The organism is Pseudomonas khavaziana (genome assembly GCF_019145205.1).
Classification (GTDB): Bacteria; Pseudomonadota; Gammaproteobacteria; order Pseudomonadales; family Pseudomonadaceae; genus Aquipseudomonas; species Aquipseudomonas khavaziana.
Genome location: NZ_JAHSTT010000002.1, coordinates 551272 through 576525, shown reverse-complemented (window position 1 = coordinate 576525; position 25254 = coordinate 551272). Strand labels below are relative to the sequence as shown.

The window sequence follows — 25254 nt, the reverse complement described above, 5'->3', positions numbered from 1 at the left end:
CAGTGGGCCACCGCGTTAGCGCCTTAGTCTTCCAGCAGCTCTTCAGCCTGACCCAGGATATTTTCCAGGGTGAAACCGAACTCTTCGAACAACGCTGGTGCCGGCGCCGACTCACCGTAGGTGGTCATGCCGATCACGCGGCCTTCCAGGCCCACGTATTTGTACCAGTAGTCGGCGTGGGCCGCTTCGACAGCGATACGCGCGCTGACCTGCAAAGGCAACACCGACTGCTTGTAGCCGGCGTCCTGGGCTTCGAACACGCTGGTGCACGGCATGGATACAACACGCACATTGCGGCCCTGGGCGGTCAGCTTGTCGTAGGCCTGGACGGTCAGGCCCACTTCGGAACCAGTGGAGATCAGGATCAGCTCCGGTTCGCCGATGCAGTCCTTGAGCACATAGCCACCACGGCTGATATCGGCGATCTGCGCGTCGGTACGCACCTGGTGTTGCAGGTTCTGACGCGAGAAGATCAGTGCCGAAGGGCCGTCCTTGCGCTCGATGGCGTGCTTCCAGGCCACGGCGGATTCGACCGCGTCGGCCGGGCGCCAGCAATCCAGGTTCGGCGTGGTACGCAGACTGGTCAGTTGCTCGACCGGCTGGTGCGTCGGGCCGTCTTCGCCCAGGCCGATGGAGTCGTGGGTGTACACATGGATCACGCGTTTCTTCATCAGTGCGGCCATGCGCACGGCGTTACGGGCGTATTCCATGAACATCAGGAAGGTCGCGCCGTATGGCACCAGGCCGCCGTGCAGGGACACGCCGTTCATGATGGCGCTCATGCCGAACTCGCGCACGCCGTAGTACATGTAGTTGCCGCTGGCATCTTCTGCCGAGACACCTTTGCAACCTTTCCACAGGGTCAGGTTGGAACCGGCCAGGTCGGCCGAGCCGCCGAGAATCTCAGGCAGCAGCGGGCCAAACGCGTTCAGGGTGTTCTGGCTGGCTTTACGGCTGGCGATGGTCTCGCCCTTGGCTGCGACTTCAGCGATGTAGGCCGAGGCTTTCGCCGAGAAGTCGGCAGGCAGGTCACCGGCCAGACGGCGTACCAGCTCGTTGGCCAGTTCCGGGAATTCGGCGGAGTAGGCAGCGAAACGCTGGTCCCATTCGGCTTCGGTGGCCAGGCCTTTCTCCTTGGCATCCCATTCGGCGTAGATGTCGGCCGGGATTTCAAACGGGCCGTGGTTCCACTTCAGCGCCTCGCGGGTCAGGGCGATTTCCGCGTCACCCAGTGGGGCGCCGTGGCAGTCTTCTTTACCTTGCTTGTTCGGAGAGCCGAAGCCGATAGTGGTCTTGCAGCAGATCAGGGTCGGCTGTGCGCTCTTGCGCGCGGTGTCGATGGCGATCTTGATTTCTTCAGGATCATGGCCGTCGACGTTGCGAATCACCTGCCAGTTGTAGGCTTCGAAACGCTTGGGGGTGTCGTCGGTAAACCAGCCTTCGACTTCACCGTCGATGGAGATGCCGTTGTCATCGTAGAAGGCAATCAGCTTGCCCAGGCCGAGAGTGCCAGCCAGGGACGCGACTTCATGGGAAATGCCTTCCATCATGCAGCCATCACCCAGGAACACGTAGGTGTGGTGGTCGACAATGTCGTGGCCGGGGCGGTTGAACTGCGCGCCCAGGACTTTTTCCGCCAGCGCAAAGCCTACGGCGTTGGCCAGGCCTTGGCCCAGGGGACCGGTGGTGGTCTCCACGCCTGGGGTGTAGCCGAATTCCGGGTGGCCCGGGGTCCGGCTGTGCAGCTGGCGGAAGCTCTTGAGGTCGTCGATGGTGACGTCGTAGCCGGTCAGGTGCAGCAGCGAGTAGATCAGCATCGAGCCGTGGCCGTTGGACAGCACGAAGCGATCGCGGTCGGCGAACGACGGGTTGCTCGGGTTGTGTTTCAGGTAGTCACGCCAAAGTACCTCGGCGATATCCGCCATGCCCATCGGGGCACCGGGATGGCCGCTGTTGGCTTTTTGCACGGCATCCATGCTGAGGGCACGAATGGCGTTGGCACGCTCACGACGGCTGGGCATCGCTGATCTCCTGGAGTTTGCTTAAAAGAAACGGAAAAAAGGACCGGCATTTTCCCTCAGCCACCGCCTGCGGGCAATGACAGATAGTCACTTGAAGGGCTTTTTCCCCAGGTTTCTACAGTTATCCCTTGCAGAACCCTGCCACAGGTTCGTCTAAGGGTTATAGCGGTGGCTTATAACCGCCACTTATCGATCAATATCAAAACTTTTTGATATTGACCTTGCGGGGATCCCAACCCGTCACTAGACTGCTGGCCTTATGAACATACCCGTGCCCTCCCTGCGTCCTGACGATGGCGATGAGCTTGCAGCCTTGTGCAAGGCCGCTGGCGATCCGTTGCGCTTGAACGTATTGCGTGCACTGGCCAACGATTCTTTCGGGGTATTGGAACTGGCGCAGATCTTCGCCATCGGCCAGTCCGGCATGAGCCACCATTTGAAGGTGCTGGCCCAGGCCGACCTGGTGGCCACCCGCCGCGAAGGCAATGCGATCTTTTACCGCCGCGCCCTGCCCCACACCGAACAGTTGGGCGGCAAACTGCACGCGGCCTTGCTTGAGGAAGTGGACAACCTGGGCCTGCCAAGCGATGTGCAAGCGCGGATCGGCCAGGTGCACGGGCAACGCGCCGCCGCCAGCCAGGACTTTTTTTCCCGGGTTGCCGACAAGTTCCGCGCCCAGCAGGACCTGATCGCCGGGCTGGCCCAGTACCGCGAAAGCGTGCTGGCGCTATTGGACAAGCTGAGCTTCAGTGATAAGGCCACGGCCCTGGAAGTCGGCCCTGGCGACGGCGGTTTCCTGCCGGAACTGGCGCGCCGCTTTGTGCAGGTCACGGCGCTGGACAACAGCCCGGCGATGCTGGAGCTGGCGCGCCAGCTGTGTGAACGCGAAGCCCTGGGCAATGTGCGCCTGCAGTTGGCCGACGCCCTGGATGACACCGGCCTGCGGGCCGATTGCGTGGTACTGAACATGGTCTTGCACCATTTCGCCGCCCCGGCCGACGCCCTCAAGCAAATGGCCGGGTTGCTGCACCCCGGCGGTAGCCTGCTGGTGACGGATTTATGCAGCCACAACCAGAATTGGGCCAAGGAGGCCTGCGGTGATCTCTGGCTGGGTTTTGAACAGGACGATCTGGCCCGTTGGGCCACCGCTGCGGGACTCGTTCCCGGGGAAAGCCTCTATGTAGGTTTACGTAATGGTTTCCAGATTCAGGTCCGCCATTTTCAGCGGCCGGCTGGCGACACTCACCATCGGTAAATATCAGGAAAACATCGAGATGAGCGAATACTCCCTTTTCACCTCCGAGTCCGTGTCTGAAGGGCATCCGGACAAAATCGCCGACCAGATCTCTGACGCGGTGCTGGACGCTATCATCGCTGAAGACAAGTTCGCCCGCGTGGCGTGCGAGACGCTGGTGAAAACGGGCGTGGCGATCATCGCCGGTGAAGTCACCACCACCGCCTGGGTCGACCTGGAGCAGATCGTTCGTGATGTGATCACCGATATTGGCTACAACAGCTCCGACGTCGGCTTCGATGGCGCGACCTGCGGCGTGATGAACATCATCGGCAAGCAGTCGCCTGACATCAACCAGGGTGTTGACCGTGCCAAGCCTGAAGACCAGGGCGCCGGCGACCAGGGCCTGATGTTCGGCTACGCCAGCAACGAGACCGACGTGCTGATGCCGGCGCCGATCACCTTCTCGCACCAGCTGGTGCAGCGTCAGGCCGAGGCGCGTAAATCCGGATTGTTGCCATGGCTGCGCCCGGACGCCAAGTCCCAGGTGACCTGCCGCTACGAAGGCGGCAAGGTCGTGGGGATCGACGCCGTTGTATTGTCGACCCAGCACAACCCGGACGTGTCCTATGCCGACCTGCGCGAAGGCGTGATGGAGCTGATCGTCAAGCACGTGTTGCCTGCCGAGTTGCTGACCAAGGACACCCAGTTCCATATCAACCCGACCGGCCAGTTCATCATCGGCGGCCCGGTGGGCGACTGCGGCCTGACCGGGCGCAAGATCATCGTCGACAGCTACGGCGGCATGGCCCGTCACGGCGGCGGCGCGTTCTCCGGCAAGGATCCCTCCAAGGTTGACCGTTCCGCGGCTTACGCCGGTCGCTATGTGGCCAAGAACATTGTGGCTGCCGGTCTGGCCGAGCGCTGCGAAATCCAGGTTTCCTACGCCATCGGCGTGGCCCAGCCGACGTCGATTTCGCTGAATACCTTCGGCACCGGCAAGATCAGCGATGACAAGATCGTCAAGCTCGTACGTGAGATCTTCGACCTGCGCCCCTACGCGATCACCACCATGCTTGACCTGCTGCACCCGATGTACCAGGAAACCGCAGCCTACGGCCACTTCGGTCGTACCCCGGCGCAGAAGACCGTTGGCGACGACACCTTCAGCACCTTCACCTGGGAAAAAACCGACCGCGCCAACGACCTGCGCACTGCCGCCGGCCTGTAAGCGTTCGCGCGACAGATAGAAACACCCGGTAAAAAGCCCCGAGCAGTCGGGGCTTTTTTGTGGGCACTTGGATGACTTAGGCTGTGCACCCTTCTTCGAGCAAGGATGCTCATGATGCATAGGTTCATGGCTTTTTTTCTCAGTGTTCTACCCGGCTGGGCGTGGGCAGAGGCATGCCCCGATGACGCTCACGCGCAACTCGATACCTTGACCAGACAGGTCAGCCAGTGGGACGACAGTTACCACCGCCAGGGCCATTCCCCCATCAGTGACGAACTCTACGACCAGGCCCGTCAGCGCCTGGCGCACTGGTACGAATGCGCTCACCAGCCCCTCCCGAAGGCTGATAATCCGCTGGCCAGTTCACGCGGCACATTACGCCATCCGGTCGCGCACACCGGCCTGGGCAAGCTGCTGGACGAGTCGGCAGTCAGTGACTGGCTCAGCACCCGTCACGATGTATGGGTCCAGCCCAAGGTCGACGGCGTCGGGGTGACGCTGGTGTATCGACAGGGCCGCTTGCACCAGCTCATCAGCCGGGGCGACGGACTGCTGGGGCACGACTGGTCAGCCTCCGGGCGCAGGATCCCGGGCATCGTGCAACAGTTGCCAGACGCAGTGGATGTGGTGTTGCAAGGCGAACTTTACTGGCGCCTGAACCACCACGTGCAATCGATGAAGGGTGGGCTCAGTGCACGCAGCAAAGTGGCTGGTTTGATGAACCGTCGACAGTTGAGCGATGCCGAGGCAGCAAGGATCGGCTTATTCGTCTGGGCCTGGCCCGATGGTCCGAGCGATTTCAACGAACGCCTGGCTACCTTGACGCACTGGGGCTTTACCGACAGCCAGCGTTACAGCCACCCTATCGAGAACATCAGCAAAGCTGCATATTGGCGCACGCACTGGTACAACGCGCCACTGCCCTTCGCCAGTGATGGCGTGGTGCTGCACCAGGCCGCGCGGGCGCCCGCCGAACGCTGGCAGGCCAGCGCCCCCTATTGGGCGGTGGCCTGGAAGTATCCGCCGGTGAAAGCCCTGGCGCTGGTGCGCAACGTAGCGTTCCAGGTCGGGCGTACCGGGCGTATTACCCCCATCCTCGAGCTGGAACCCGTGCGCCTGGATGATCGGCAGATCAGCCGGGTCAGCGCCAGTTCATTGAAACGTTGGGAGACCCTGGATATCCGCCCTGGCGACCAAGTGTCCATCAGCCTGGCAGGCCAGGTGATTCCCCGGTTAGATGAGGTGGTCCTGCGCAACGCCACAAGGGTGGATGTGCAGGTTCCCGATACCCGAGCCTTTCACGCCCTGAGCTGCTGGCAACTGGACCCCGGCTGCGAAGATCAATTGCTTGCCCGCCTGACCTGGCTGAGCAGCAAACAGGGCCTGGCCTTGCCGCATATGGGCCGTGAAACCTGGAACATATTGATCCAGGCGGGTCTAATCGCAGGCTTTCTCGATTGGTTAACCCTGGATGCGGCGCAGCTTGCTACCATTGAGGGCTTCGGTGATCGCACCCGCGCGCGGGTGCTCGACAATATTCAAAGCGCCCGGCAACGCCCTTTTTCACAATGGCTCAAGGCCTTGGGCGTACCACCGGCGGCGCGCAACAACCTGGAAGGCGACTGGCAGGCGTTGGTTGCCAAAGACACCCAAGCCTGGCTGGCCTCGGACGGCATCGGCCCGGGACGTGCGGCGCAACTCAGCGCTTTTTTTCGCGACCCGCAGGTACGAGCCTTGGCTGAAACATTACGTGGGGCCGGGATAGATGGGTTTTGACCCCCCAGCCACCTGATTGCGACCTTGGAGCTTTATATGAAATTTCTCGCCCCCCTTGCCTTACTGACCCTCGCAAGCTTCACGGCCACGCCACTGTTGGCCGCCGAAGAAGCGCAACCGCTCACCGGCTGTGCCGCCAAGCGCCAGGCCATCAGCACCCAGATCGAACAAGCCAAAGCCCACGGCAATAGCGCCCAACAGGCCGGGCTGGAGAAAGCCCTGAGCGAAGTCACCGCCAACTGCACCGACGCCGGCTTGAAAAAAGAACGCGAAAACAAGGTGCTCGACGCCAAGCACGAAGTCTCCCGCCGTCAGGCCGACCTCGACAAGGCCATGAAAAAAGGCGACCCGGACAAGATCAACAAGCGTAAGGACAAACTGGCCGAGTCGCGCAAAGAACTGCATGACGCGGTGGAAGAACTCGACCAGTAAAAACGATCAATGATCGCGGAACTGTTTATGGCAGGCGCTGCAGGCATCTTCGACTTTCTGCACCGCAGGCTGGAGATTGCTGGCCTTGTAGGGCTGCACTTGGCTGGCGATCACCAATTCACCGGTGGCTGCCTCAAGGTCGCGGGCCAGTTGCTGGAATTGCGCCTGTTTTTGCCAGACATCGTCCTTGGCGCTGGTGTGGTCTTCTTCACGCACACTCGGGAAATGCTTCCACGGTTCATGGGACAAGGCGTCCAGCTTGACTGCGCCATCGGCGAACTTGGCGCCGTCGAACGGGATACGTCCACGCAACATGCCGCCCAGGTCTTCGCCGGTCTTGAGCATCTGTTTGAAGATCGCCTTGCGCTGGCCCAGCGGGGAATTGGGGTCGACACCACCACAGGCGGACAAGGCCAGGCAGGCCAGCAGTACAACGGTGAGTTTTTTTAACATTTTGATGGCTTCAAGGTCACGGAAAACGGCGGCCAGTATCCTCGCACCGCCCACAAAGACCAATAGCCCTATTAATAATAAGGGTTGCCCCCCTGCAGCGACGCACGGGCAATCGTTTCAGGAATTGCCTAGATGAATGTCAGCTTGAAACCCTGGAGCCGCCGCCTGGCGTGGGCTCTGCCAATGATCGCGCTGCTGGCCGGCTGTGATGCAGGTAAAGTCACCGACAAAGAAGTCGCCAAAGAAGAAGCCAAGCCTCACGCCGTCGCCACCTATGTGAGCGCGCCTTGGGAAGCCTTGCCGGTTGTCGCCGACAGCGACTTGCTGGCCGGGTTTGAATCCTGGCGCAGCGCCTGCCAGCGCCTCAAGGCCGACCCGGTGTGGGGCACGACCTGCGCGGCAGCGGCCAGCGTGCCGGGCGAAGCCGTGGCGGTCCGTGGCTTTCTCAAGGAGCATCTGGATGTATTCGGCCTGCGTTCGGCTGACAACACGCCACACGGCTTGATCACCGGCTATTACGAGCCGGTCTACCCTGGCAGCCTGACCAAAACCGCCAGCGCCCACGTGCCGGTATACGGTGTGCCGGATGACCTGATCATCGTCAACCTCGAGAGTATCTACCCGGAACTCAAGGGCAAGCGTCTGCGCGGGCGCCTGGAAGGCCGCGTACTCAAGCCCTACGACGACGCCAGCACCCTCAACAGCCAAGGCTCGACCGCCAAGCCGATTGCCTGGCTGACTGACCCGATGGACCTGCAATTCCTGCAGATCCAGGGTTCGGGGCGTATTCAACTGGCGGGGGGGCGCCAACTGCGTGTCGGTTATGGCGACCAGAACGGCTACCCCTATCGCCCTATTGGCCGTTGGCTGGTAGAGCAAGGCGAGCTGAAAAAAGAAGAGGTGACCATGGGCGCCATCAGTGCCTGGGCCAAGGCACACCCGCAGCGCATTCCAGAGCTGCTGGCGAGCAACCCCAGCTACGTTTTCTTCAGCGCCCGCCCCGACAGCAACGAAGGCCCGCGCGGTTCGCTGAACGTGCCATTGACCGCCGGCTATAGCGTGGCGGTGGATCGCAAGGTGATCCCGCTGGGTAGCCTGCTGTGGCTGTCGACCACCAAACCCGACGGTTCACCGATCATCCGGCCTGTCGCAGCCCAGGACACCGGCGGCGCAATCACTGGCGAAGTGCGGGCAGACCTGTTCTGGGGCACGGGCGATGCGGCAGGCGAGCTGGCAGGGAATATGAAGCAACAGGGACAGATCTGGATGCTGTGGCCAAAGGGTGCGCCACTCCCCCAGTTACCAGAGGCGCCAGCTGGTACCTGACAAACGCTGAAGATCAAATTTGGGAGGGAGCTTGCCCCCGATTCGATGCGACAGTCGATGAATATGTCGACTGATACGCCGCCATCCGGAGCAAGGCCCCTCCCACAAGGTTTCTGCGTCAAGCGTTAGATCGAGACGAAGAAGAAACTCGCAATCAACACCATCCCAACAAACCACACCAGCGAACGTAAGATCGCCCAGTCCGCCAGGTAGCAAATGATGTACAGCAGACGGCTGGTGATAAACAGCACCGCCAGCACATTGATCGTCACCAGTTCTGCTGTACCGGCCAGGTGCGCGATGATCACTGCCGCAGCAAACGCCGGGGTTACTTCAAAGCTGTTGAGCTGGGCACTGTGGGCGCGTTTGGCGAAGCCTTCGAGGGTATCAAGGAAGGCCCGCGGGTCGTGGTTTTGCCGGGGCCCGAACTTGCCGCCGCTGAACTTGGCCACACCCGTGCACAGGTATGGCAGAAAAATTGCGATCAACACACACCAGAAAGCCACTGTCATCACTCATTCCTTTTTTGGATTTATCTGACGGTTAGAATTTCATCACGAACATGCCGATCAATACCAACCCACAGGCTATGAGCCGTGGCCGGCCGAAAGGTTCTTTCAAATAACGCATGCCGAACAGCACCACCAGAATCACGCTGACTTCCCGCAGCGCGGCGGCCTCGGCAATCGAACCCAACTGCATGGCCCAAAGTACCAAAGCGTAGCTCAACAATACACATAACCCCACGCTCAGCCCCAACCGCCACTGGGTGCGCCAGAACAGGCTGAACGCTGCGCGCCTACGCACCAACGCCAGTAACGGAAACGGCCAGGCGCTGAGCAGCGTCAGCCAGACCAGGTAATCGAATGGGTGCGACCAACGCCGCAATGCCTGTCCATCCAGAAAGGTGTAGCAACCGATGCACATACCAATCAGCAACACCACCGGCAGCATTGACCACGGCAACCGATCACCGCCCCCACCCTGCCACAACAGGCACAACATGCCGAACGGGATCAGCAAAATGCCCAGGATCTGCTGGGTACTCAGCACCTCGCCGGCAAACGCCAGGGTCAGCATCAGCACGACCAAAGGCGATAACCCGCGCATCAGCGGATACACCAGGCCCAGGTCACCGACCCGATAGGCCTGGATCAACAAATAGCGGTAGAGCAATTCAAACAGTGCCGAGGCGATGATCCACGGCCAGATGTCCAGCGGCGGCAAGGCCACAAACCCTACCGCAACCACCACGAACAGCAGCGCCACGCTGTCCATGCAGGCGATGACCAACAAGCGTTCGCCACTGAACTTGATCAAGGTGTTCCACGTCGCATGCAATAGCGCCGCTACCAGCACCAGAGCTGTTGCTACCACCAGGACCTCCGCAATTGATTCTTCATGTAACTGCACCTGTTTATACTAAACCCTGCTTCGGCGCACCTCGTGTGCCTACATTTCCCCGCTCCAAGGATCCCGGATGCTTGAACTTGTCGCCGCCTTCATTTGCCTTACCACCCTGCTCACCTATGTGAACTTCCGTTTCATCGGCCTGCCGCCAACCATCGGCGTGATGGTCACCGCGCTGATCTTCTCGCTGATCCTGCAAGGCCTGAGCGTGCTCGGCTTCCCTGGCCTGGAGGAACGCGTCCAGCAACTGATCGGCCAGATCGATTTCGGCGATCTACTGATGAACTGGATGCTCTCGTTCCTGCTGTTCGCCGGCGCCTTGCACGTCAACTTGAACGACCTGCGCAGCTATCGCTGGCCCATCGGCCTGCTGGCAACCTTTGGTGTGCTGATCGCCACCGTCGTGATCGGCAGCCTGGCGTACTACATCTTCGCCCTGTTTGGCTGGCACGTAAGCTTCCTTTACTGCCTGCTCTTCGGCGCACTGATTTCCCCCACCGACCCGATTGCGGTGCTTGGCGTACTGCGTACCGCCAATGCATCGAAACCGTTGAAAACCACCATCGTCGGCGAGTCGCTGTTCAACGACGGCACCGCCGTGGTGGTGTTTACCGTGCTGCTGGGCATCGCGCAGTTGGGCGAGACGCCCACCGTGAGCGCCACCGCTATGCTATTTGCCCACGAAGCCATTGGTGGCGTGGTCTTTGGCGGGCTGATCGGCTACCTCGTGTACCTGATGATCAAGAGCATCGAACAGCACCAGATCGAAGTCATGCTGACCCTCGCCCTGGTGATCGGCGGCTCGGCCATGGCTTCGGAACTGCACGTCTCGGCGCCGATAGCGATGGTGGTCGCAGGACTGATCATCGGTAACCTGGGGCGCAAGCTGGCGATGAACGACATGACCCGTCGTTACCTCGATGGCTTCTGGGAACTGCTTGACGACATGCTCAACGCCCTGTTGTTTGCGCTGATTGGCATGGAGTTGCTGCTATTGCCATTCAACTGGTTGCACGTGTTCGCAGCCAGCCTGTTGGCGCTGGCGATCCTGCTGTCACGCCTGTTGACGGTGGCCCCTGCCATCCTGCTGTTGCGACGCTGGCGCACAGTGCCACGCGGCACCATCCGCATCCTGACTTGGGGAGGCTTGCGTGGCGGCGTCTCGGTGGCACTGGCCCTGGCCTTGCCGCTCGGCCCGGAACGTGACTTGCTGCTGAGTATCACCTACATCGTGGTGCTGTCATCGATCCTGTTGCAGGGCTTGAGCATCGGCAAGCTGGTCAAGCACGTGACCCGGGACGAGCCCCAGGCCGCGCCTGAACCTCACTGATCCTTGTTGATCTGCTGCGGATGCCTTGGATCCGCAGCCGCTTTGCCCGGCAGGCTGCTTTCACTGCGGATCTGCGCGTGACTGATCAGTGCGAAGATGAAGCTGCCACCGATGATGTTGCCCGCCAGCGTCGGCCCGGCAAAGATCAGCCAGAAGTCCTTCCACGGCAGTTCGCCGGCAAATACCAGGTAGGACACCTCCGCCGAGCCGACGACGATATGGGTGAAATCCCCCAGCGCCATCAGGTAAGTGATCAGGATGATAATCCACATCTTCGCGCTTTCCATCGAAGGGATCATCCAGACCATGGTGGCGATCATCCAGCCGGACACAATGCCCTTGGCAAACATCTGTCCAGGATCGTTTTCCATGATCTTGCGCCCGATATCGAGGAAGGCCAGGTCAGTCTTGGTGTCAAAGATCGGCAGGTGCAACATTACGTAGGCCACCAACAAGGTGCCGCACAGGTTGCCCACCAGCACCACTGACCATAGGCGCAACAGACGACCGGCATTGCCCAGGGTAGGCTTGCTCATCACCGGCAGCACCGCAGTCAGGGTGTTTTCGGTAAACAGTTGCTGACGCGCCAGTATCACTGCGAGAAACCCCGCGCAATAGCCGAAGCTGGCTATCACCTTGAAGCCCTCACTGTCCGGCAGCCGCGAATTGAGCAACCCCATGGCCATCAATGACAGCCCCATGGTGAGCCCGGCCGCCAGTGCCGACCACCACAAGGCGGCGACACTGCGTTCCAGTTCCTGGTCGCCCTGGGTGCGGATGATTTCGTGCAGAACCGCCGCTCGCGGCGGCTGGTTCTTGTCGACGTCCTGTTGCTCTTCCTGCGACAGGTTGGGGGTCTTGCCGTCTGCTTGAGTGGCCATGATGTTCCAGAGTCCGAGAGGTGCCTGAAACTACGACCTGCCGCAACGATGGCTGTTCAATGGCTCGGCAGCTAAACCGGAATAAGCCAGGCCTTTGCCTGGTCTACCGCAGGGGAACTGACCAGAATGTTCCAGGGCTTATCGTGGGGTTGATAGTATTTGATGATGCCGTTGAGCACGCTGTTGAAGTCAGCCGGTGTGGTTGCGTCGCGCAGATCTCGCGCCGCGCGCTGCAACAACTCAACGTTGGCGGGCGGCTGGCCGGGAAGGTACAACGACGGGTAAATGACCTCCCTGGTAAAATTCTCGCCCTTCACCCCGACATCCCGTCTTTGCATTTCAGTAACGGCGCTGCTCAACACCTTCGACAGGCTCGAAGGATTGCTCGACGCCAGTTTGGCACCCACCTGCAACAACTGCTGGAAATTACGATGGCCCGGCGCATTCAAGCGTTTGCCCAGCCACTCGATATGCTCGGGCCTGCCAGCCAGGGCATCCAGATTGCGTAGCGCCGAGGCGAGCATCGGTGTAATCACCAGCGATGTGCTGGACTGATTGGCTTCGCTGATCGCGGCGTCCAACGCTTGCAGCGCCTGTTGTGCCTGCTGGCGAAACCGCAACGCGTCTGCGCCAGCCGGATCCTTCTGCAGCTCATCCTGCACGCCGGCGAGCATTTGATCATCCATCGCCATCACAGCATCGTCCAGAGAGGCGAACTCATGACGCTCACGCACCAGCTCGCGCTTTTCCAGGTGCCCTGACACTGCCTGGTGAGCCTTGGCCTGCAGGTGCTGCTTCTGCTCAGGGGTCATGGTGAAGTTGACAGTGCCATTAAGCAGGCCGCGAAAATCACCTTTTTCCGAATTCAGCGGCAAGGTTATCGATTGATCCTCGAACGCTTTGAGCCTGTCGTCCTGGTAGGCTTCTGCAGCAGTATGCGATGCCCCCGTGAAGGTGTCGCCCAGAAAACTGAAAAAGCTGCCGCTGTTGGACGAGTCAGCGGTTTTTTCAGACTCGAATTTTACGATCAGCGTTTCGTCCTTGCTCAGGGGACTCTCCGGGAAAGAACGTTCGATAACCCCGGAAGCCGGCGTATTGAGCAACAGTCCACCATCCTGAAAAGCCGTGATTTCAGCTTCGGCCTGGAACCCATGGCCTTGCTCGGATGGACTACTGAACAGGCCCGGCAGCGCACTGGAAATATGGGCCGCACGAGCAATATCCATATCCGGCGTCAAGCTGGCATTGAACACCACCAATTGCGGGCGGCCATCGAACATGCCAGTGCCCGTGATGTTGAGCTGCTTGATCGCCGGGATATGGCGACTCAACACCTCCAGATCGCGAAAGGTAGGCCCTGCTCCCGCGCTGAGCCGGTTGGCGATTTCCGTGACTTCAGTCGGTCGTTTGGCCTCGGGTATGTCCGCGATATGGGCGAGTATCGATTGACGCGACTGGTCGCGGATCAATTCCTCCAGTGGCTGTGCCTCGCTTTGCAGGCGCGGCAACATGGTCAGCAACAGTTGAGAAATATTACCCGCCGGGCCAGGCAGCTTGCCGGCGAGCTTGCCAAGCTGGGAACTGACACCCTGCAGCCAGGCCAGGACCGGGTTTTTGCTGTTGAGCAAGCTGGGCAGATCGAGGTTGTTCGACAACTCGGTGAATGCCTTGGCGTCCATGCCACTGGCGAGCATCGCTGCAGAGATCGCACCGGCAGATGAGCCGGAAACCACCTTGATGTCTTTCAGTTTGTCGGCCTCTTCAAGGGCCTGCACCATCCCCGGGAAGGCGATGCCCTTGGCACCACCACCACTGAGCACCAGGTGTGCCGGGGGCGGCGGAGACAGTGCGACCTCCACACGCCCGTCGCCGTGGCGAAAAACGCTGACCTTGCTTGCGCCCGCGCCTTTGACCAACGGCGTCTTCACCTCTTGATCGAGGTTTTGAGGTAATAGTGGCTGATTCTGTACAACGGAATTGGAGACATTCATACACGAGGCTCTCTCTACAGGGTGTAGGCCTGAGTGATGAGAGAGTCTCGGAAAGATCCATGCGGAAGAATCCGGTAACGCAAATCATGCCGTGCAGTTGTTACTCAGAGAGACCGTCATCCTTGAACTGGTCCTTCACGTACTTGATTTCGGTACGGCCGTGAGGCGCTGGCAAACCGTCTTCGCCGAGATTGACGAAGACCATTTTTTCCACGGTCAGGATGCTTTTGCGGGTGATCTTGTTACGCACTTCGCAGGTCAGGGTGATCGAGGTGCGGCCAAACTCGGTAGCGGTGATGCCCAGTTCGATGATGTCGCCCTGACGCGAGGCGCTGACAAAGTTGATTTCGGAGATGTACTTGGTCACCACGCGCTGGTTGCCGAGCTGGACAATCGCGTAGATGGCCGCTTCTTCGTCGATCCAGCGCAACAGACTGCCGCCGAACAGGGTGCCGTTGGGGTTGAGGTCTTCGGGTTTTACCCATTTGCGGGTGTGGAAGTTCATGGTCACTCCAAAGCGTCTTGCCAAATGATGGGCAACATCATGGCAGAGCGCGGTCCCAAGCTCTATGAACCATTGCCTATCACACCCATGAGCGATCTTCATGCGGCCGACAGAAAGGCTTGGGAAGTGCGCCGTACACGGCTATAATCGCTCCCGCTTCAAAACGGTCATCTTCAGTTGATACCGTTCTCCCGCCACCTGTCCGAGGGGCGCTGCAGCAGGTTCAACCTGTCAGGCTCGGATGGGGCGTTGTCCGGCCTGGTTGCCCTGGCCTGATACTAAACGCACAACGGCGCCCATTCGCACACTACGAATGGAGGCTCTTCATGAGCGCTGTCATCACGCCTGCAGATTTCACCGACTACAAAGTCGCCGACATGTCCCTCGCTGCCTGGGGCCGTCGCGAAACCTTTATCGCCGAATCCGAAATGCCTGCCCTGATGGGCCTGCGTCGCAAGTACGCCGCCGAGCAACCGCTCAAGGGCGCGAAGATCCTCGGCTGCATCCACATGACCATCCAGACCGCCGTGCTGATCGAGACTCTGGTTGCACTGGGTGCCGAAGTGCGTTGGTCGTCCTGCAACATCTTCTCGACCCAGGACCAGGCCGCTGCCGCCATCGCTGCCGCCGGTATCCCGGTATTTGCCTGGAAGGGCGAGACCGAAGAAGAATACGAGTGGTGCCTGGAGCAAACCATTCTCAAGGATGGCGCGCCATGGGATGCCAACATGATCCTCGACGACGGCGGTGACCTGACCGAGCTGCTGCACAAGAAGTACCCGCAGATCCTCGACCGCGTCCACGGCGTGACCGAAGAAACCACCACCGGCGTGCACCGCCTGCTGGACATGCTGGCCAAGGGCGAGTTGAAAATCCCGGCCATCAACGTCAACGACTCGGTGACCAAGAGCAAGAACGACAACAAGTACGGCTGCCGTCACAGCCTGAACGACGCGATCAAGCGCGGCACCGACCACCTGTTGTCGGGCAAGCAAGCCCTGGTGATCGGCTACGGTGACGTGGGCAAGGGTTCCTCCCAGTCCCTGCGCCAGGAAGGCATGATCGTCAAGGTTTCCGAAGTCGACCCGATCTGCGCCATGCAAGCCTGCATGGACGGTTTCGAGGTGGTTTCTCCGTTCATCGACGGCATCAACGACGGCACCGAAGCAAGCATCGACAAAGCCCTGCTGGGCAAGATCGATCTGATCGTCACCACCACCGGTAACGTGAACGTGTGCGATGCGAACATGCTCAAGGCCCTGAAAAAGCGCGCCGTGGTGTGCAACATCGGTCACTTCGACAACGAGATCGACACCGCCTTCATGCGCAAGAACTGGGCATGGGAAGAAGTGAAGCCGCAGGTTCACAAGGTTCACCGTACCGGTTCCGGTCAGTTCGACCCGCAAAACGATGACTACCTGATCCTGCTGGCCGAAGGTCGCCTGGTTAACCTGGGCAACGCCACCGGCCACCCAAGCCGCATCATGGACGGCTCGTTTGCCAACCAGGTACTGGCGCAGATCTTCCTGTTCCAACAGAAGTACGCCGACCTGTCGCCAGCCCAGAAAGCCGAGCGCCTGACCGTGGAAGTACTGCCGAAGAAACTCGACGAAGAAGTGGCCCTGGAAATGGTCCGCGGCTTCGGCGGCGTGGTGACTCAACTGACCAAGACCCAGGCCGACTACATCGGCGTGACGGTTGAAGGTCCGTTCAAGCCGCACGCTTACCGCTACTGATACACCTGTTGCCCACTCTCCCTTTGGGGGAGCGGGCTTTAATGTGGGAGGGGGCTTGCTCCCGATGGCGGTGGGCCAGTCAATATATTTATTAACTGACACTCCGCCATCGGGAGCAAGCCCCCTCCCACATCGACGGTGTACACACTCCGCAATTCTGGGTTTCAAAGGGTATGACCATGTCCCAAGACCGTCGCTACAGCTTCGAGTTCTTCCCGACCAAGACCGATGCTGGGCATGAAAAACTGATGGCGACTGCCAAGCAGTTGGCCAGCTACCACCCCGACTTCTTCTCTTGCACCTACGGTGCCGGTGGTTCGACCCGCGACCGCACGATCAACACCGTGCTGCAGCTGGAAAGCCAAGTCAAAGTTCCCGCCGCTCCGCACTTGTCGTGCGTGGGCGACAGCAAGCACGATCTGCGCGGCCTGCTGACCCATTACCAGCAAGCCGGCATCCAGCGTATTGTTGCCCTGCGTGGCGATCTGCCCTCCGGCATGGGCATGGCCAGCGGCGAGCTGCGCTACGCCAACGAGCTGGTGAGTTTTATCCGTGAAGAAAGCGGCGATCACTTCCATATCGAAGTGGCCGCTTATCCGGAAATGCACCCCCAGGCGCGCAATTTCGAAGACGATTTGCAAAATTTCGTGCGCAAGGCCAATGCCGGCGCCAATAGCGCAATCACTCAGTATTTCTTTAACGCCGACAGCTACTTCTACTTCGTTGAGCGTGTACGGGCGATGGGTGTAGACATCCCGATCGTGCCGGGCATCATGCCAATCACCAACTACAGCAAGCTGGCGCGCTTTTCCGACGCCTGCGGCGCCGAGATCCCACGCTGGGTGCGCAAACAACTGGAAGCCTATGGCGACGATGTCAAAAGCATCCAGGCGTTCGGCGAGCAGGTCATTACCGAGATGTGTGAGCAATTGTTGCAGGGTGGCGCGCCAGGGTTGCACTTCTATACCCTGAATCAGGCTGAACCCAGCCTTGCCATTTGGAACAACCTCAAGCTGCCACGCTAAAGCTTGTACGGTTGTGCCAAGGCCCTCGTCGAGACGAGGGCCTTTGTCGTTTTACGTTACCCACGGAACCCCGTAGTCCATGAATACAGTGTCCTCGCCTTCCCGTCCGCAACTGGTCTACCTGGTCTTCGGTGCCGAGACCTACCATCAGGAGGCGGTATTCAGCATTGCCAGCGCACTTGCGTTCCTGCAGGAAACTCCGGACGCAAACGTAGACATCCAGGTATTCAGCGACAATCCCGAACCTTATCGCCTGCTGCCGGTGCGCGTGCGCCCTCTTGACGAGGCCACCCGCAAACGCTGGAGCGAGCCCCACGGCTATCACTTCCGCACCAAACACGTGGTGCTGCGCCAAGTGTTGCAAGAGTCCCCGGTGGCTCTGCTGATCGACACCGACACCTTCTTCCACCACTCGCCCATGGCACTGTTCGAGCGTGTCCAGCCCGGCACCCTGCTGTGCAATGCCTTCTACACCAAGTACGGCGATAATCACGAAAGCATCCTCTACACGGCTCTGCGCCAGCGCCTGCTGGATATGGGCGTGGCCGACGATGACATGATGACCCTCAATTCCGGCGTCATGGGCCTGACCCAGCAGGATGCGCACATCCTCGATCGCTCCATTGAGTTGATGGATGAGCTGTTCCCCCATGCTCAGGGCGCGTACACCCTGGAAGAGTTCTGCCTGTCCATCGCCGCCTATCGCACCGTCAACGTGCGCGAGTGCCCGGACCTGATCCATCATTACTGGAGCCGTAAGCAGTTGTTCCGGGCCAAGGTCAAGGCGTGGATCGCCAAGCACGCCAGCGCCCCTACCAGTGCCCAAGCCCTGGCCGACACGCGCCAGGTATCCTCGCATCTGCCGCGTCCACCACGCTTGCAGCGCTTGATGTATAAGCTCATCACCCTGTTGCTGCCCAAGCACCAGCAGCAGTTCATCCGCGAAATTCTTTACGGTTGCTACGAACACGAAAACGAGTTCGACCAGGCCTGCGGTCCGGTTTGGTGGGATAAGGCCCGACAAAACCAGGAGGAACGCCAGAAGCGCCCGATCGATGCCCACCAGTTGGAGCACTGGTTCGCCAACCCCTTGGTGCGCCTGATCCTGGGTGAGCGCCGCGCCGCGATCCACGAACACCTGCTCGACGTTCCGGCGAAATAAGTCCGTCCGCCAATGCGCGTGCCAGAGCTTCTCTTTCACCCAGGAGCGTCGTAACCTGAGGGTATGCCCGTCATTTTCAAGCTGTTGACCGCTGCGCTTTTTGCTTGCCTGAGCCTGGCCGCTAATGGCGAGAAATTGCGCATTGTTACCGAGCCCTGGGCCCCCTACGTCTACGATGACCACGGCCGCATGGCTGGCCTGGACTATGAAACCACCGTGATCGTGTTCCAGCGTCTTGGCGTCGAGGTGCAATGGCAGTTCCTGCCCTGGAAGCGCTGCCTGGCGATGCTCGACCAGGGCCACGCCGACGGCGCGCTGGATATTTTCCACAGCCGCGACCGTGACGCCCTGTTGCTCTACCCCGGTGAGCCATTGTCGCAAGTCGAGTTCGTGCTGTTCTACGCCAACGACCGCCCGCATCCCGCCGAAACCCTCGATGACCTGCGTGGCCTGACCGTCGGTACTTCCCCCGGCTACCTCTATGGCGAGGCATTCAGCGAGTCCAGCGCCTTTGAGCGTGAACCCGCACCCAGCCATGAAGCCAATTTCGGCAAGCTCATGCTCGGGCGCATCGATCTGGTAGTAACTGACCGGCGGGTCGGGCAACACGTGATCAAGGCGCTGGACCTTGAGGGCAAGGTCAGCCAGGCGCCGGTGGTGGTCAGCCGCCAGCCGCAATTTCTCGCGGTGCGGCGTGGCGCGGGCATGGACCTGCTGGTACAACGCTTTGCCGCCGAGCTCAAGCGCTTCAAGCAAGAGCCGGCCTATGCCGCCTTGAGCGCCAAATATGGTGGAATGCACACACAAAAGGCGCCTATATCAGCCTCAGGACGCGCCGTTGAGCAGCAGGAAAGCAGCGCGCCGTGATTGCTCTGTTATACTCCGGCCTTTCCGCCAGGCTTACGCCCGGCCGCTCGGGTCTTGAAAAAGGCACCCAACCCAGCTACTGCGCAGCTTTGCAGCCCGCGCGAGCCGGTGGCGTGCCCACCAGACGCAGCAGGACCGGACGAGATTGCGCTCCCCTAAGCGCCATTCACGCCCGGCAAGATTATCCCTTTGGGCCAAGCCCTAACTAAAACAGGATTACTCATGTCCTTTGCTTCCCTCGGTCTCTCCGAGGCTTTAGTCCGCGCCATCGAGGCAGCGGGCTATACCGAGCCTACTCCGGTGCAACAGCGGGCCATTCCCGCCGTGTTGCAAGGTCGCGACCTGATGGTTGCGGCTCAGACAGGTACTGGTAAAACCGGCGGTTTCGCCCTCCCGATCCTGGAGCGGTTGTTTCCCAACGGTCACCCGGACAAATCCCAGCGTCACGGCCCGCGCCAACCGCGTGTACTGGTCCTGACCCCAACCCGCGAACTTGCAGCCCAAGTGCATGACAGCTTCAAGCTGTATGCCCGCGACTTGAAGTTCGTCAGCGCCTGCATCTTCGGCGGCGTCGGTATGAACCCACAGGTTCAGGCCATGTCCCGTGGCGTCGATGTGCTGGTGGCTTGCCCCGGCCGTTTGCTCGACCTGTGCGGCCAGGGCAGCGTCGATTTGTCCCACGTGGAAATCCTCGTGCTGGACGAAGCCGACCGCATGCTCGACATGGGCTTTGTCCATGACGTGAAGAAGGTCCTCGCCCGCCTCCCGGCCAAACGTCAGAACCTGCTGTTCTCGGCAACTTTCTCCCAGGACATCACCGCCCTGGCCGGCAAGCTGCTGCACAACCCGGAACGCATCGAAGTCACGCCGCCGAACACCACGGTCGAGCGTATCGAGCAACGCGTATTCCGCCTGGCCGCCAGCCACAAGCGCTCGCTGTTGGCGCACCTGATCACCCACGGCGCGTGGGAACAGGTGCTGGTGTTCACCCGCACCAAGCACGGCGCCAACCGCCTGGCCGAGTACCTGGACAAACACGGCCTCACCGCCGTCGCCATCCACGGCAACAAGAGCCAGAACGCGCGTACCAAGGCCCTTGCCGATTTCAAGGCTGGCTCCGTACGTATCCTGGTAGCCACCGATATTGCCGCACGCGGCCTGGATATCGACCAGTTGCCACACGTGGTCAACTTCGAGCTGCCCAACGTCGATGAAGACTATGTGCACCGTATCGGCCGTACTGGCCGTGCCGGTCGTTCGGGCGAGGCCATTTCCCTGGTCGCGCCGGACGAAGAAAAACTGCTGAAAAGCATCGAACGCATGACCAAGCAGAAAATCGCCGACGGCGACCTGATGGGCTTCGATGCCAGCGCCGTGGAGGCCGAGAAGCCTGAAGCCCGCGAGCGTCCGGATGTGCGCAACCCACGTAACCCACGCGGTCCGAAGGGCGATGGCCCGAACGGTGGCGGTGGTGGCGGTGGTCGTCGCGACAAGGGCAAGGACAAGGGCAAGGAAAAGTCCGCAACCAGCAGCCGTGGCGAACGCCCGGCCCGCGAGCAGAAGCCACGTGAAGGCACCCCGGCCCGCGAACAGCGTCAGCCGAGCCAGCCACCACGCGCCGCTGCCGACCGCGCCCCGGATGAGTTCCTCGACGATGATGTGGATAACTTCGGTAACCGCGTCGACTACGTGCCCCAGGCCAAGCCCGCCCAGGGCCGTGGTCGTCGTCCAGGCGCCCCGGCACAAGGTGCGGGTGCGGGTGCTCCCCGTAGCGGCCAGCCACAGGGCGGTCGCCAGAACGGTCCGCGCAACAGCAGCGGCGGCACCACCGGTACTCCGCCTGCCAAGCGCAGCGGCCCGCGCAATGGTGCACCACGTGACGGCCAGGCACGTCGTGAAGATTCGCGCAGCAACAATCGCCGCCCGGCCCGTGATGACCAGCCACGCCTGTCTGAGCCAGCGGTGCAAAACCCGCGTGGTGGCCCGGCGCCGAAGATCATCCACAAGGAGTCGAAAGCCGATCGCTTCCCGACACCCGAGCAGTTGGATCAACTGCCAGGCCGTCCTCGGGGTGAGAAACCAGCGCTATTGACCCGCAACCGCGAGGCATAAAAAAAACCCGTATCTCGCGATACGGGTTTTTTTTGCCTGTAGGAACGGGCTTGCTTGCTAAGGTCGTCAACGATAACGCGGGCAGCCTGGTTTAACGCGGTGTCCTTGCGGCCTTCGCGAGCAAGCTCGCTCCTACATACAAAGCATTACTTCGCTTTCACACCTTCAAAGGTGATGTACAGCTGAACCACGTCGGACTGTGGACCTACGTCCATGCCCTTCGGAACGAACTCTTTACGGCTGATCGAGGTGGTGCCTTCAAAGCCTGCACGGTAACCGCCCCATGGATCCTTGCCTTCGCCCAGGAACGTAGCCTTGACCACGATAGGCTTGGTTACGCCATGGAAGGTCAGGTCGCCAGTGACATCAGCAGTCTGCTTGCCATCAGCGTTCTTGCCGGTTGGCTTGACGCTGGTGGAGACGAACTTGGCGTCAGGGAATTTGCCCGATTCCAGGAAGTCTGCGCTGTTGACGTGCTTGTCGCGCTCGGCGTGGTTGGAGAACACGCTGGCGGTGCGGACATTCATTTCAATCTTGGCGTCTTCTGGCTTGGCAGCGTCAAAGCTGAACTTGCCGTCCAGGTCCTTGAAGGTACCGGTGATGTAGCTGTAGCCCAGGTGGCTGATCTTGAAATCAACGAAGGCGTGCTGGCCTTCCTTGTCGATCACGTAATCAGCGGCCATCGCCGAGCCAGCGGACAACAGAGCAGAACCGATTGCCAGAGCAGCGAGTGTTTTTTTCAACATGCTTTCTATTCCTTGTGAGTCGAGGTTGAACATCAGGCTTTGCGCCCCAGCATTCGTGTCAGGGTCGCATCACGATCGATAAAGTGGTGTTTCAACGCAGCCACGCCATGCAAGCCGGCGAAGACCACCAACACCCAGGCCAGGTACAGATGCACCCAACCGGCGGTATCTGCCTGGTCCGGTAGACCGGAAACCAGGGCAGGAATTTCAAACAGGCCAAACACCGGGATACCGACACCGTCGGCGGTGGAAATCAGGTAACCGGCAATCATCACGGCAAACAGCCCCAGATACAGGAATGCGTGCCCAAATGCAGCACCGATCCGCGTCATACGGCTATAGCTCGCCAGCGGCGATGGCGGCGGGCTGATCAGGCGCCAGACGATACGTACCAGCATGATGGCGAATAGCGTGATGCCAATGCTCTTGTGCAAGTCAGGTGCATCTTTGCGCCAGGCGCTGTAATAGTCGAGGCCGACCATCCACAGGCCCAATGCGAATAAACCGAACACCACCAAGGCAACTCCCCAGTGGAGAACCATGCTGACCCAACCGTAGCGGGCGGGCGAATTGCGTAGCTGCATGTACTTAATCCCGTAAGAACTGTGCCCAAGACTAGCGTTTTACCTATCGAATTAAAGCGGAAAATTTCGCTTTGAAATATCGAGAAATACGATGAAGAGGCTAGGTATCATAAATTAACAAGGGATTAAGACTATTCCCAAGAAACGTGACAGACCGTCCTGCATTTACCGCGAATTTGCCCGTAATGGCTTGTGACCCAAGCCACCATTGCATAGGCTTGCCCGATTGTTTCACCTGCGCAGGCGCAGGACCGCTTCGAGGAGATCACCGATGGGCTTGAATAACCAGTGGATGCAACGCGACCTCGCGGTGCTGTGGCATCCCTGCACCCAGATGAAAGACCACCAGCAACTGCCGCTGATCCCCATCAAGCGCGGTGAAGGCGTATGGCTGGAGGACTTCGAAGGCAAGCGCTACCTCGATGCTGTCAGTTCCTGGTGGGTCAATGTGTTCGGCCACGCCAACCCGCGTATCAACCAGCGCATCAAGGATCAGGTCGATCAGCTGGAACACGTGATCCTCGCCGGCTTCAGTCACCAGCCGGTGATCGAGCTGTCTGAACGCCTGGTGCAGATGACGCCTGAGGGCCTGACGCGCTGCTTCTATGCCGATAACGGTTCATCCTGTATCGAAGTCGCCTTGAAGATGAGCTTTCACTACTGGCTCAACCGCGGCCTGCCAAACAAGAAGCGCTTCGTCACCCTGACCAACAGCTACCATGGCGAAACCATCGCCGCGATGTCGGTGGGCGACGTGCCGCTGTTTACCGAAACCTACAAGGCGCTGCTGCTCGACACCATCAAGGTGCCGAGCCCGGACTGCTACCTGCGCCCCGACGGCATGAGCTGGGAAGAACATTCGCGCAACATGTTCCTGGCCATGGAGCAGACCCTGGCCGACAACCATGACACCGTCGCGGCGGTCATCGTCGAGCCACTGATCCAGGGCGCCGGCGGCATGCGCATGTACCACCCGGTATACCTCAAGCTGCTGCGCGAAGCCTGCGACCGCTATGGCGTACACCTGATCCACGATGAAATCGCCGTGGGCTTCGGTCGCACCGGCAGCATGTTCGCCTGTGAACAGGCCGGCATCCGCCCTGACTTCCTGTGTCTCTCCAAGGCCCTCACTGGCGGTTACCTGCCACTGGCCGCCGTGGTCACCACCGACGATGTCTACGACGCGTTCTACGACGACTACCCGACCCTGCGCGCCTTCCTGCACTCCCACAGTTACACCGGCAATCCCTTGGCATGCGCGGCGGCCTTGGCAACCCTGGATATTTTCGAAGAAGACAACATCATCGAAAACAACAAAGCCCTGGCCCAGCGCATGGCCACCGCCACCGCGCACCTGGTCGACCATCCCCATGTCGCGGAAGTCCGCCAGACCGGCATGGTGCTGGCCATCGAGATGGTGCAGGACAAAGCCACCAAGACCGCTTACCCATGGCAGGAACGCCGTGGCCTGAAGGTCTTCGAGCATGCCCTGGAACGCGGCGCGCTGTTGCGGCCATTGGGCAGCGTAGTGTACTTCCTGCCGCCCTATGTGATTACACCTGAGCAGATCGACTTCCTGGCCGAGGTGGCCAGCGAGGGGATTGATATCGCCACTAACAACAAAGTCAGTGTGGCAGTGCCGAAAGATTTTCACCCAGGCTTCCGTGATCCGGGTTGATTGCCTACATACACCTTTTCAGAGAACAGAAATGAGACTGTCCCGCTTTTTCACCGACGCCCCGCTGAGCCTCGGCGACCATGAACTGCCCGAAGCCCAGGCACATTACATCAGCCGTGTATTGCGCATGAGCGAAGGTGATGCCGTGCAACTGTTCGACGGTTCTGGCCAGGAGTTCCGAGGCATGTTGCTGGAAGTCGGTAAAAAACGCGTCACCGTACAACTGACGGAGTGCTTTGCCGGCCAAGCCGAATCACCGTTGCACGTTCACCTCGGTCAGGGCCTGTCTCGGGGCGAACGCATGGATTGGGCTATCCAAAAAGCCACGGAACTGGGCGTCAACGCGATTACGCCGATCTTCAGCGAGCGTTGCGAAGTGCGCCTTAAGGACGAGCGCGCCGACAAGCGTCTGCTGCACTGGCGCCAGGTGGCAATCAGCGCGTGCGAGCAATGTGGGCGTTCGACGGTGCCGGTGATTCATGCGCCATTGCTGCTGGCGGACTGGCTCAAGCAGGTCGAGGCCGACCTGAAACTGGTGCTGCACCCTGTAGCCGAGCCGATGATCAGCCATGCCAAGCCATCGCGCCTGGCGTTCCTGATCGGGCCAGAAGGTGGCTTGACGGATGGAGAAGTCGAAACTGCCCAGGGCGTTGGCTTCCATGCTGCGCGGTTGGGGCCGCGAGTATTACGTACCGAAACCGCGCCGGTGGTGGCGCTGGCCGTTGCCCAGCAACTCTGGGGCGACTTCTAAAGG

General features: G+C 60.4%; 22 protein-coding genes and 1 riboswitch. Of the genes, 13 read left to right on the top strand and 9 right to left on the bottom strand.

Going from position 1 to position 25254, the window contains the following annotated elements; genetic code table 11:
* Window positions 1-23 precede the first annotated feature (23 nt).
* Window positions 24-2021, bottom strand: coding sequence for a transketolase (tkt, locus tag KVH01_RS07160; RefSeq protein ID WP_043046207.1), 1998 nt, complete (start codon window positions 2019-2021; stop codon window positions 24-26).
* A 259-nt stretch (window positions 2022-2280) separates the two neighbouring features.
* On the opposite strand from tkt, the gene KVH01_RS07155 reads away from it, so the two are divergent.
* From KVH01_RS07155 to KVH01_RS07140, 4 genes are all read left to right on the top strand, one after another.
* Entirely contained in the window at window positions 2281-3276 is a 996-nt protein-coding gene (locus tag KVH01_RS07155) for an ArsR/SmtB family transcription factor (protein WP_217880891.1), read from the top strand.
* A gap of 19 nt (window positions 3277-3295) precedes the next feature.
* Entirely contained in the window at window positions 3296-4486 is a 1191-nt protein-coding gene (gene metK / locus KVH01_RS07150) for a methionine adenosyltransferase (protein ID WP_043046210.1), read from the top strand.
* Between the two features lie 111 nt (window positions 4487-4597).
* Window positions 4598-6262 carry an NAD-dependent DNA ligase LigB gene (gene ligB, locus KVH01_RS07145; RefSeq protein ID WP_217880890.1) on the top strand — a complete coding sequence of 555 codons (1665 nt, stop codon included), beginning with the start codon at window positions 4598-4600 and terminating at the stop codon, window positions 6260-6262.
* A gap of 36 nt (window positions 6263-6298) precedes the next feature.
* A complete protein-coding gene (locus KVH01_RS07140; RefSeq protein ID WP_217880889.1) occupies window positions 6299-6694 on the top strand; it encodes a DUF1090 domain-containing protein in 396 nt (131 codons plus the stop codon).
* Window positions 6695-6700: 6 nt separating this feature from the next.
* On the opposite strand, the gene KVH01_RS07135 is transcribed toward KVH01_RS07140, so the two are convergent.
* Window positions 6701-7147, bottom strand: a complete 447-nt coding sequence (locus KVH01_RS07135; RefSeq protein ID WP_124402173.1) for a c-type cytochrome — start codon at window positions 7145-7147, stop codon at window positions 6701-6703.
* A 132-nt stretch (window positions 7148-7279) separates the two neighbouring features.
* Here KVH01_RS07135 and mltA point away from each other — a divergent pair, with 132 nt between their 5' ends.
* Window positions 7280-8473: a murein transglycosylase A gene (gene mltA / locus KVH01_RS07130; protein ID WP_217880888.1), complete on the top strand. Its 1194-nt coding sequence runs from the start codon at window positions 7280-7282 to the stop codon at window positions 8471-8473.
* A gap of 125 nt (window positions 8474-8598) precedes the next feature.
* Here the strand turns inward: mltA and KVH01_RS07125 are convergent, their stop codons facing one another.
* Window positions 8599-8985 (bottom strand): MAPEG family protein, encoded by a 387-nt coding sequence (locus tag KVH01_RS07125; RefSeq protein WP_043046220.1) that lies wholly within the window; start codon window positions 8983-8985, stop codon window positions 8599-8601.
* A 31-nt stretch (window positions 8986-9016) separates the two neighbouring features.
* Entirely contained in the window at window positions 9017-9850 is an 834-nt protein-coding gene (locus KVH01_RS07120) for an EamA family transporter (RefSeq protein ID WP_217880887.1), read from the bottom strand.
* A 103-nt stretch (window positions 9851-9953) separates the two neighbouring features.
* On the opposite strand from KVH01_RS07120, the gene KVH01_RS07115 reads away from it, so the two are divergent.
* Window positions 9954-11213 carry a cation:proton antiporter gene (locus KVH01_RS07115; RefSeq protein WP_043046221.1) on the top strand — a complete coding sequence of 420 codons (1260 nt, stop codon included), beginning with the start codon at window positions 9954-9956 and terminating at the stop codon, window positions 11211-11213.
* Here KVH01_RS07115 and KVH01_RS07110 read toward each other — a convergent pair.
* The 3 genes from KVH01_RS07110 to KVH01_RS07100 all read right to left on the bottom strand — a co-directional run bounded on the left by KVH01_RS07110 (window position 11207) and on the right by KVH01_RS07100 (window position 14590).
* Window positions 11207-12094: a formate/nitrite transporter family protein gene (locus tag KVH01_RS07110; RefSeq protein ID WP_217880886.1), complete on the bottom strand. Its 888-nt coding sequence runs from the start codon at window positions 12092-12094 to the stop codon at window positions 11207-11209. The two genes, KVH01_RS07115 and KVH01_RS07110, sit on opposite strands and share 7 nt — an antisense overlap.
* A 71-nt stretch (window positions 12095-12165) precedes the next feature.
* Window positions 12166-14085: a patatin-like phospholipase family protein gene (locus tag KVH01_RS07105; protein ID WP_217880885.1), complete on the bottom strand. Its 1920-nt coding sequence runs from the start codon at window positions 14083-14085 to the stop codon at window positions 12166-12168.
* Between the two features lie 100 nt (window positions 14086-14185).
* A complete protein-coding gene (locus KVH01_RS07100; RefSeq protein WP_043046224.1) occupies window positions 14186-14590 on the bottom strand; it encodes an acyl-CoA thioesterase in 405 nt (134 codons plus the stop codon).
* A gap of 198 nt (window positions 14591-14788) precedes the next feature.
* Window positions 14789-14895, top strand: a riboswitch (S-adenosyl-L-homocysteine riboswitch).
* Between the two features lie 21 nt (window positions 14896-14916).
* Here KVH01_RS07100 and ahcY point away from each other — a divergent pair.
* The 5 genes from ahcY (at window position 14917) to KVH01_RS07075 (ending at window position 21492) form a co-directional block, all read left to right on the top strand.
* On the top strand, window positions 14917-16326 hold the full coding sequence (gene ahcY / locus KVH01_RS07095) for an adenosylhomocysteinase (RefSeq protein WP_217880884.1): 1410 nt from the start codon (window positions 14917-14919) through the stop codon (window positions 16324-16326).
* 179 nt (window positions 16327-16505) lie between these two features.
* A complete protein-coding gene (gene metF / locus KVH01_RS07090) occupies window positions 16506-17351 on the top strand; it encodes a methylenetetrahydrofolate reductase [NAD(P)H] (RefSeq protein WP_217880883.1) in 846 nt (281 codons plus the stop codon).
* Between the two features lie 79 nt (window positions 17352-17430).
* Window positions 17431-18513, top strand: coding sequence for a hypothetical protein (locus KVH01_RS07085; RefSeq protein ID WP_217880882.1), 1083 nt, complete (start codon window positions 17431-17433; stop codon window positions 18511-18513).
* Window positions 18514-18576: 63 nt separating this feature from the next.
* Window positions 18577-19380, top strand: a complete 804-nt coding sequence (locus tag KVH01_RS07080; protein WP_217880881.1) for a substrate-binding periplasmic protein — start codon at window positions 18577-18579, stop codon at window positions 19378-19380.
* Window positions 19381-19602: 222 nt separating this feature from the next.
* Window positions 19603-21492, top strand: a complete 1890-nt coding sequence (locus tag KVH01_RS07075) for a DEAD/DEAH box helicase (RefSeq protein WP_124402182.1) — start codon at window positions 19603-19605, stop codon at window positions 21490-21492.
* 146 nt (window positions 21493-21638) lie between these two features.
* On the opposite strand, the gene KVH01_RS07070 is transcribed toward KVH01_RS07075, so the two are convergent.
* Together KVH01_RS07070 and KVH01_RS07065 are read right to left on the bottom strand one after the other, a co-directional pair.
* On the bottom strand, window positions 21639-22238 hold the full coding sequence (locus tag KVH01_RS07070; protein WP_057022864.1) for a YceI family protein: 600 nt from the start codon (window positions 22236-22238) through the stop codon (window positions 21639-21641).
* A gap of 32 nt (window positions 22239-22270) precedes the next feature.
* The gene (locus tag KVH01_RS07065) at window positions 22271-22822 is read right to left on the bottom strand and encodes a cytochrome b (protein ID WP_217880880.1); all 552 of its coding nucleotides are present in this window, start codon (window positions 22820-22822) and stop codon (window positions 22271-22273) included.
* Between the two features lie 271 nt (window positions 22823-23093).
* On the opposite strand from KVH01_RS07065, the gene KVH01_RS07060 reads away from it, so the two are divergent.
* Together KVH01_RS07060 and KVH01_RS07055 are read left to right on the top strand one after the other, a co-directional pair.
* Complete coding sequence (locus KVH01_RS07060) at window positions 23094-24500, top strand: adenosylmethionine--8-amino-7-oxononanoate transaminase (RefSeq protein ID WP_217880879.1); 1407 nt, start codon at window positions 23094-23096, stop codon at window positions 24498-24500.
* A gap of 31 nt (window positions 24501-24531) precedes the next feature.
* The gene (locus KVH01_RS07055) at window positions 24532-25251 is read left to right on the top strand and encodes a 16S rRNA (uracil(1498)-N(3))-methyltransferase (RefSeq protein ID WP_217880878.1); all 720 of its coding nucleotides are present in this window, start codon (window positions 24532-24534) and stop codon (window positions 25249-25251) included.
* Window positions 25252-25254: the final 3 nt, after the last annotated feature.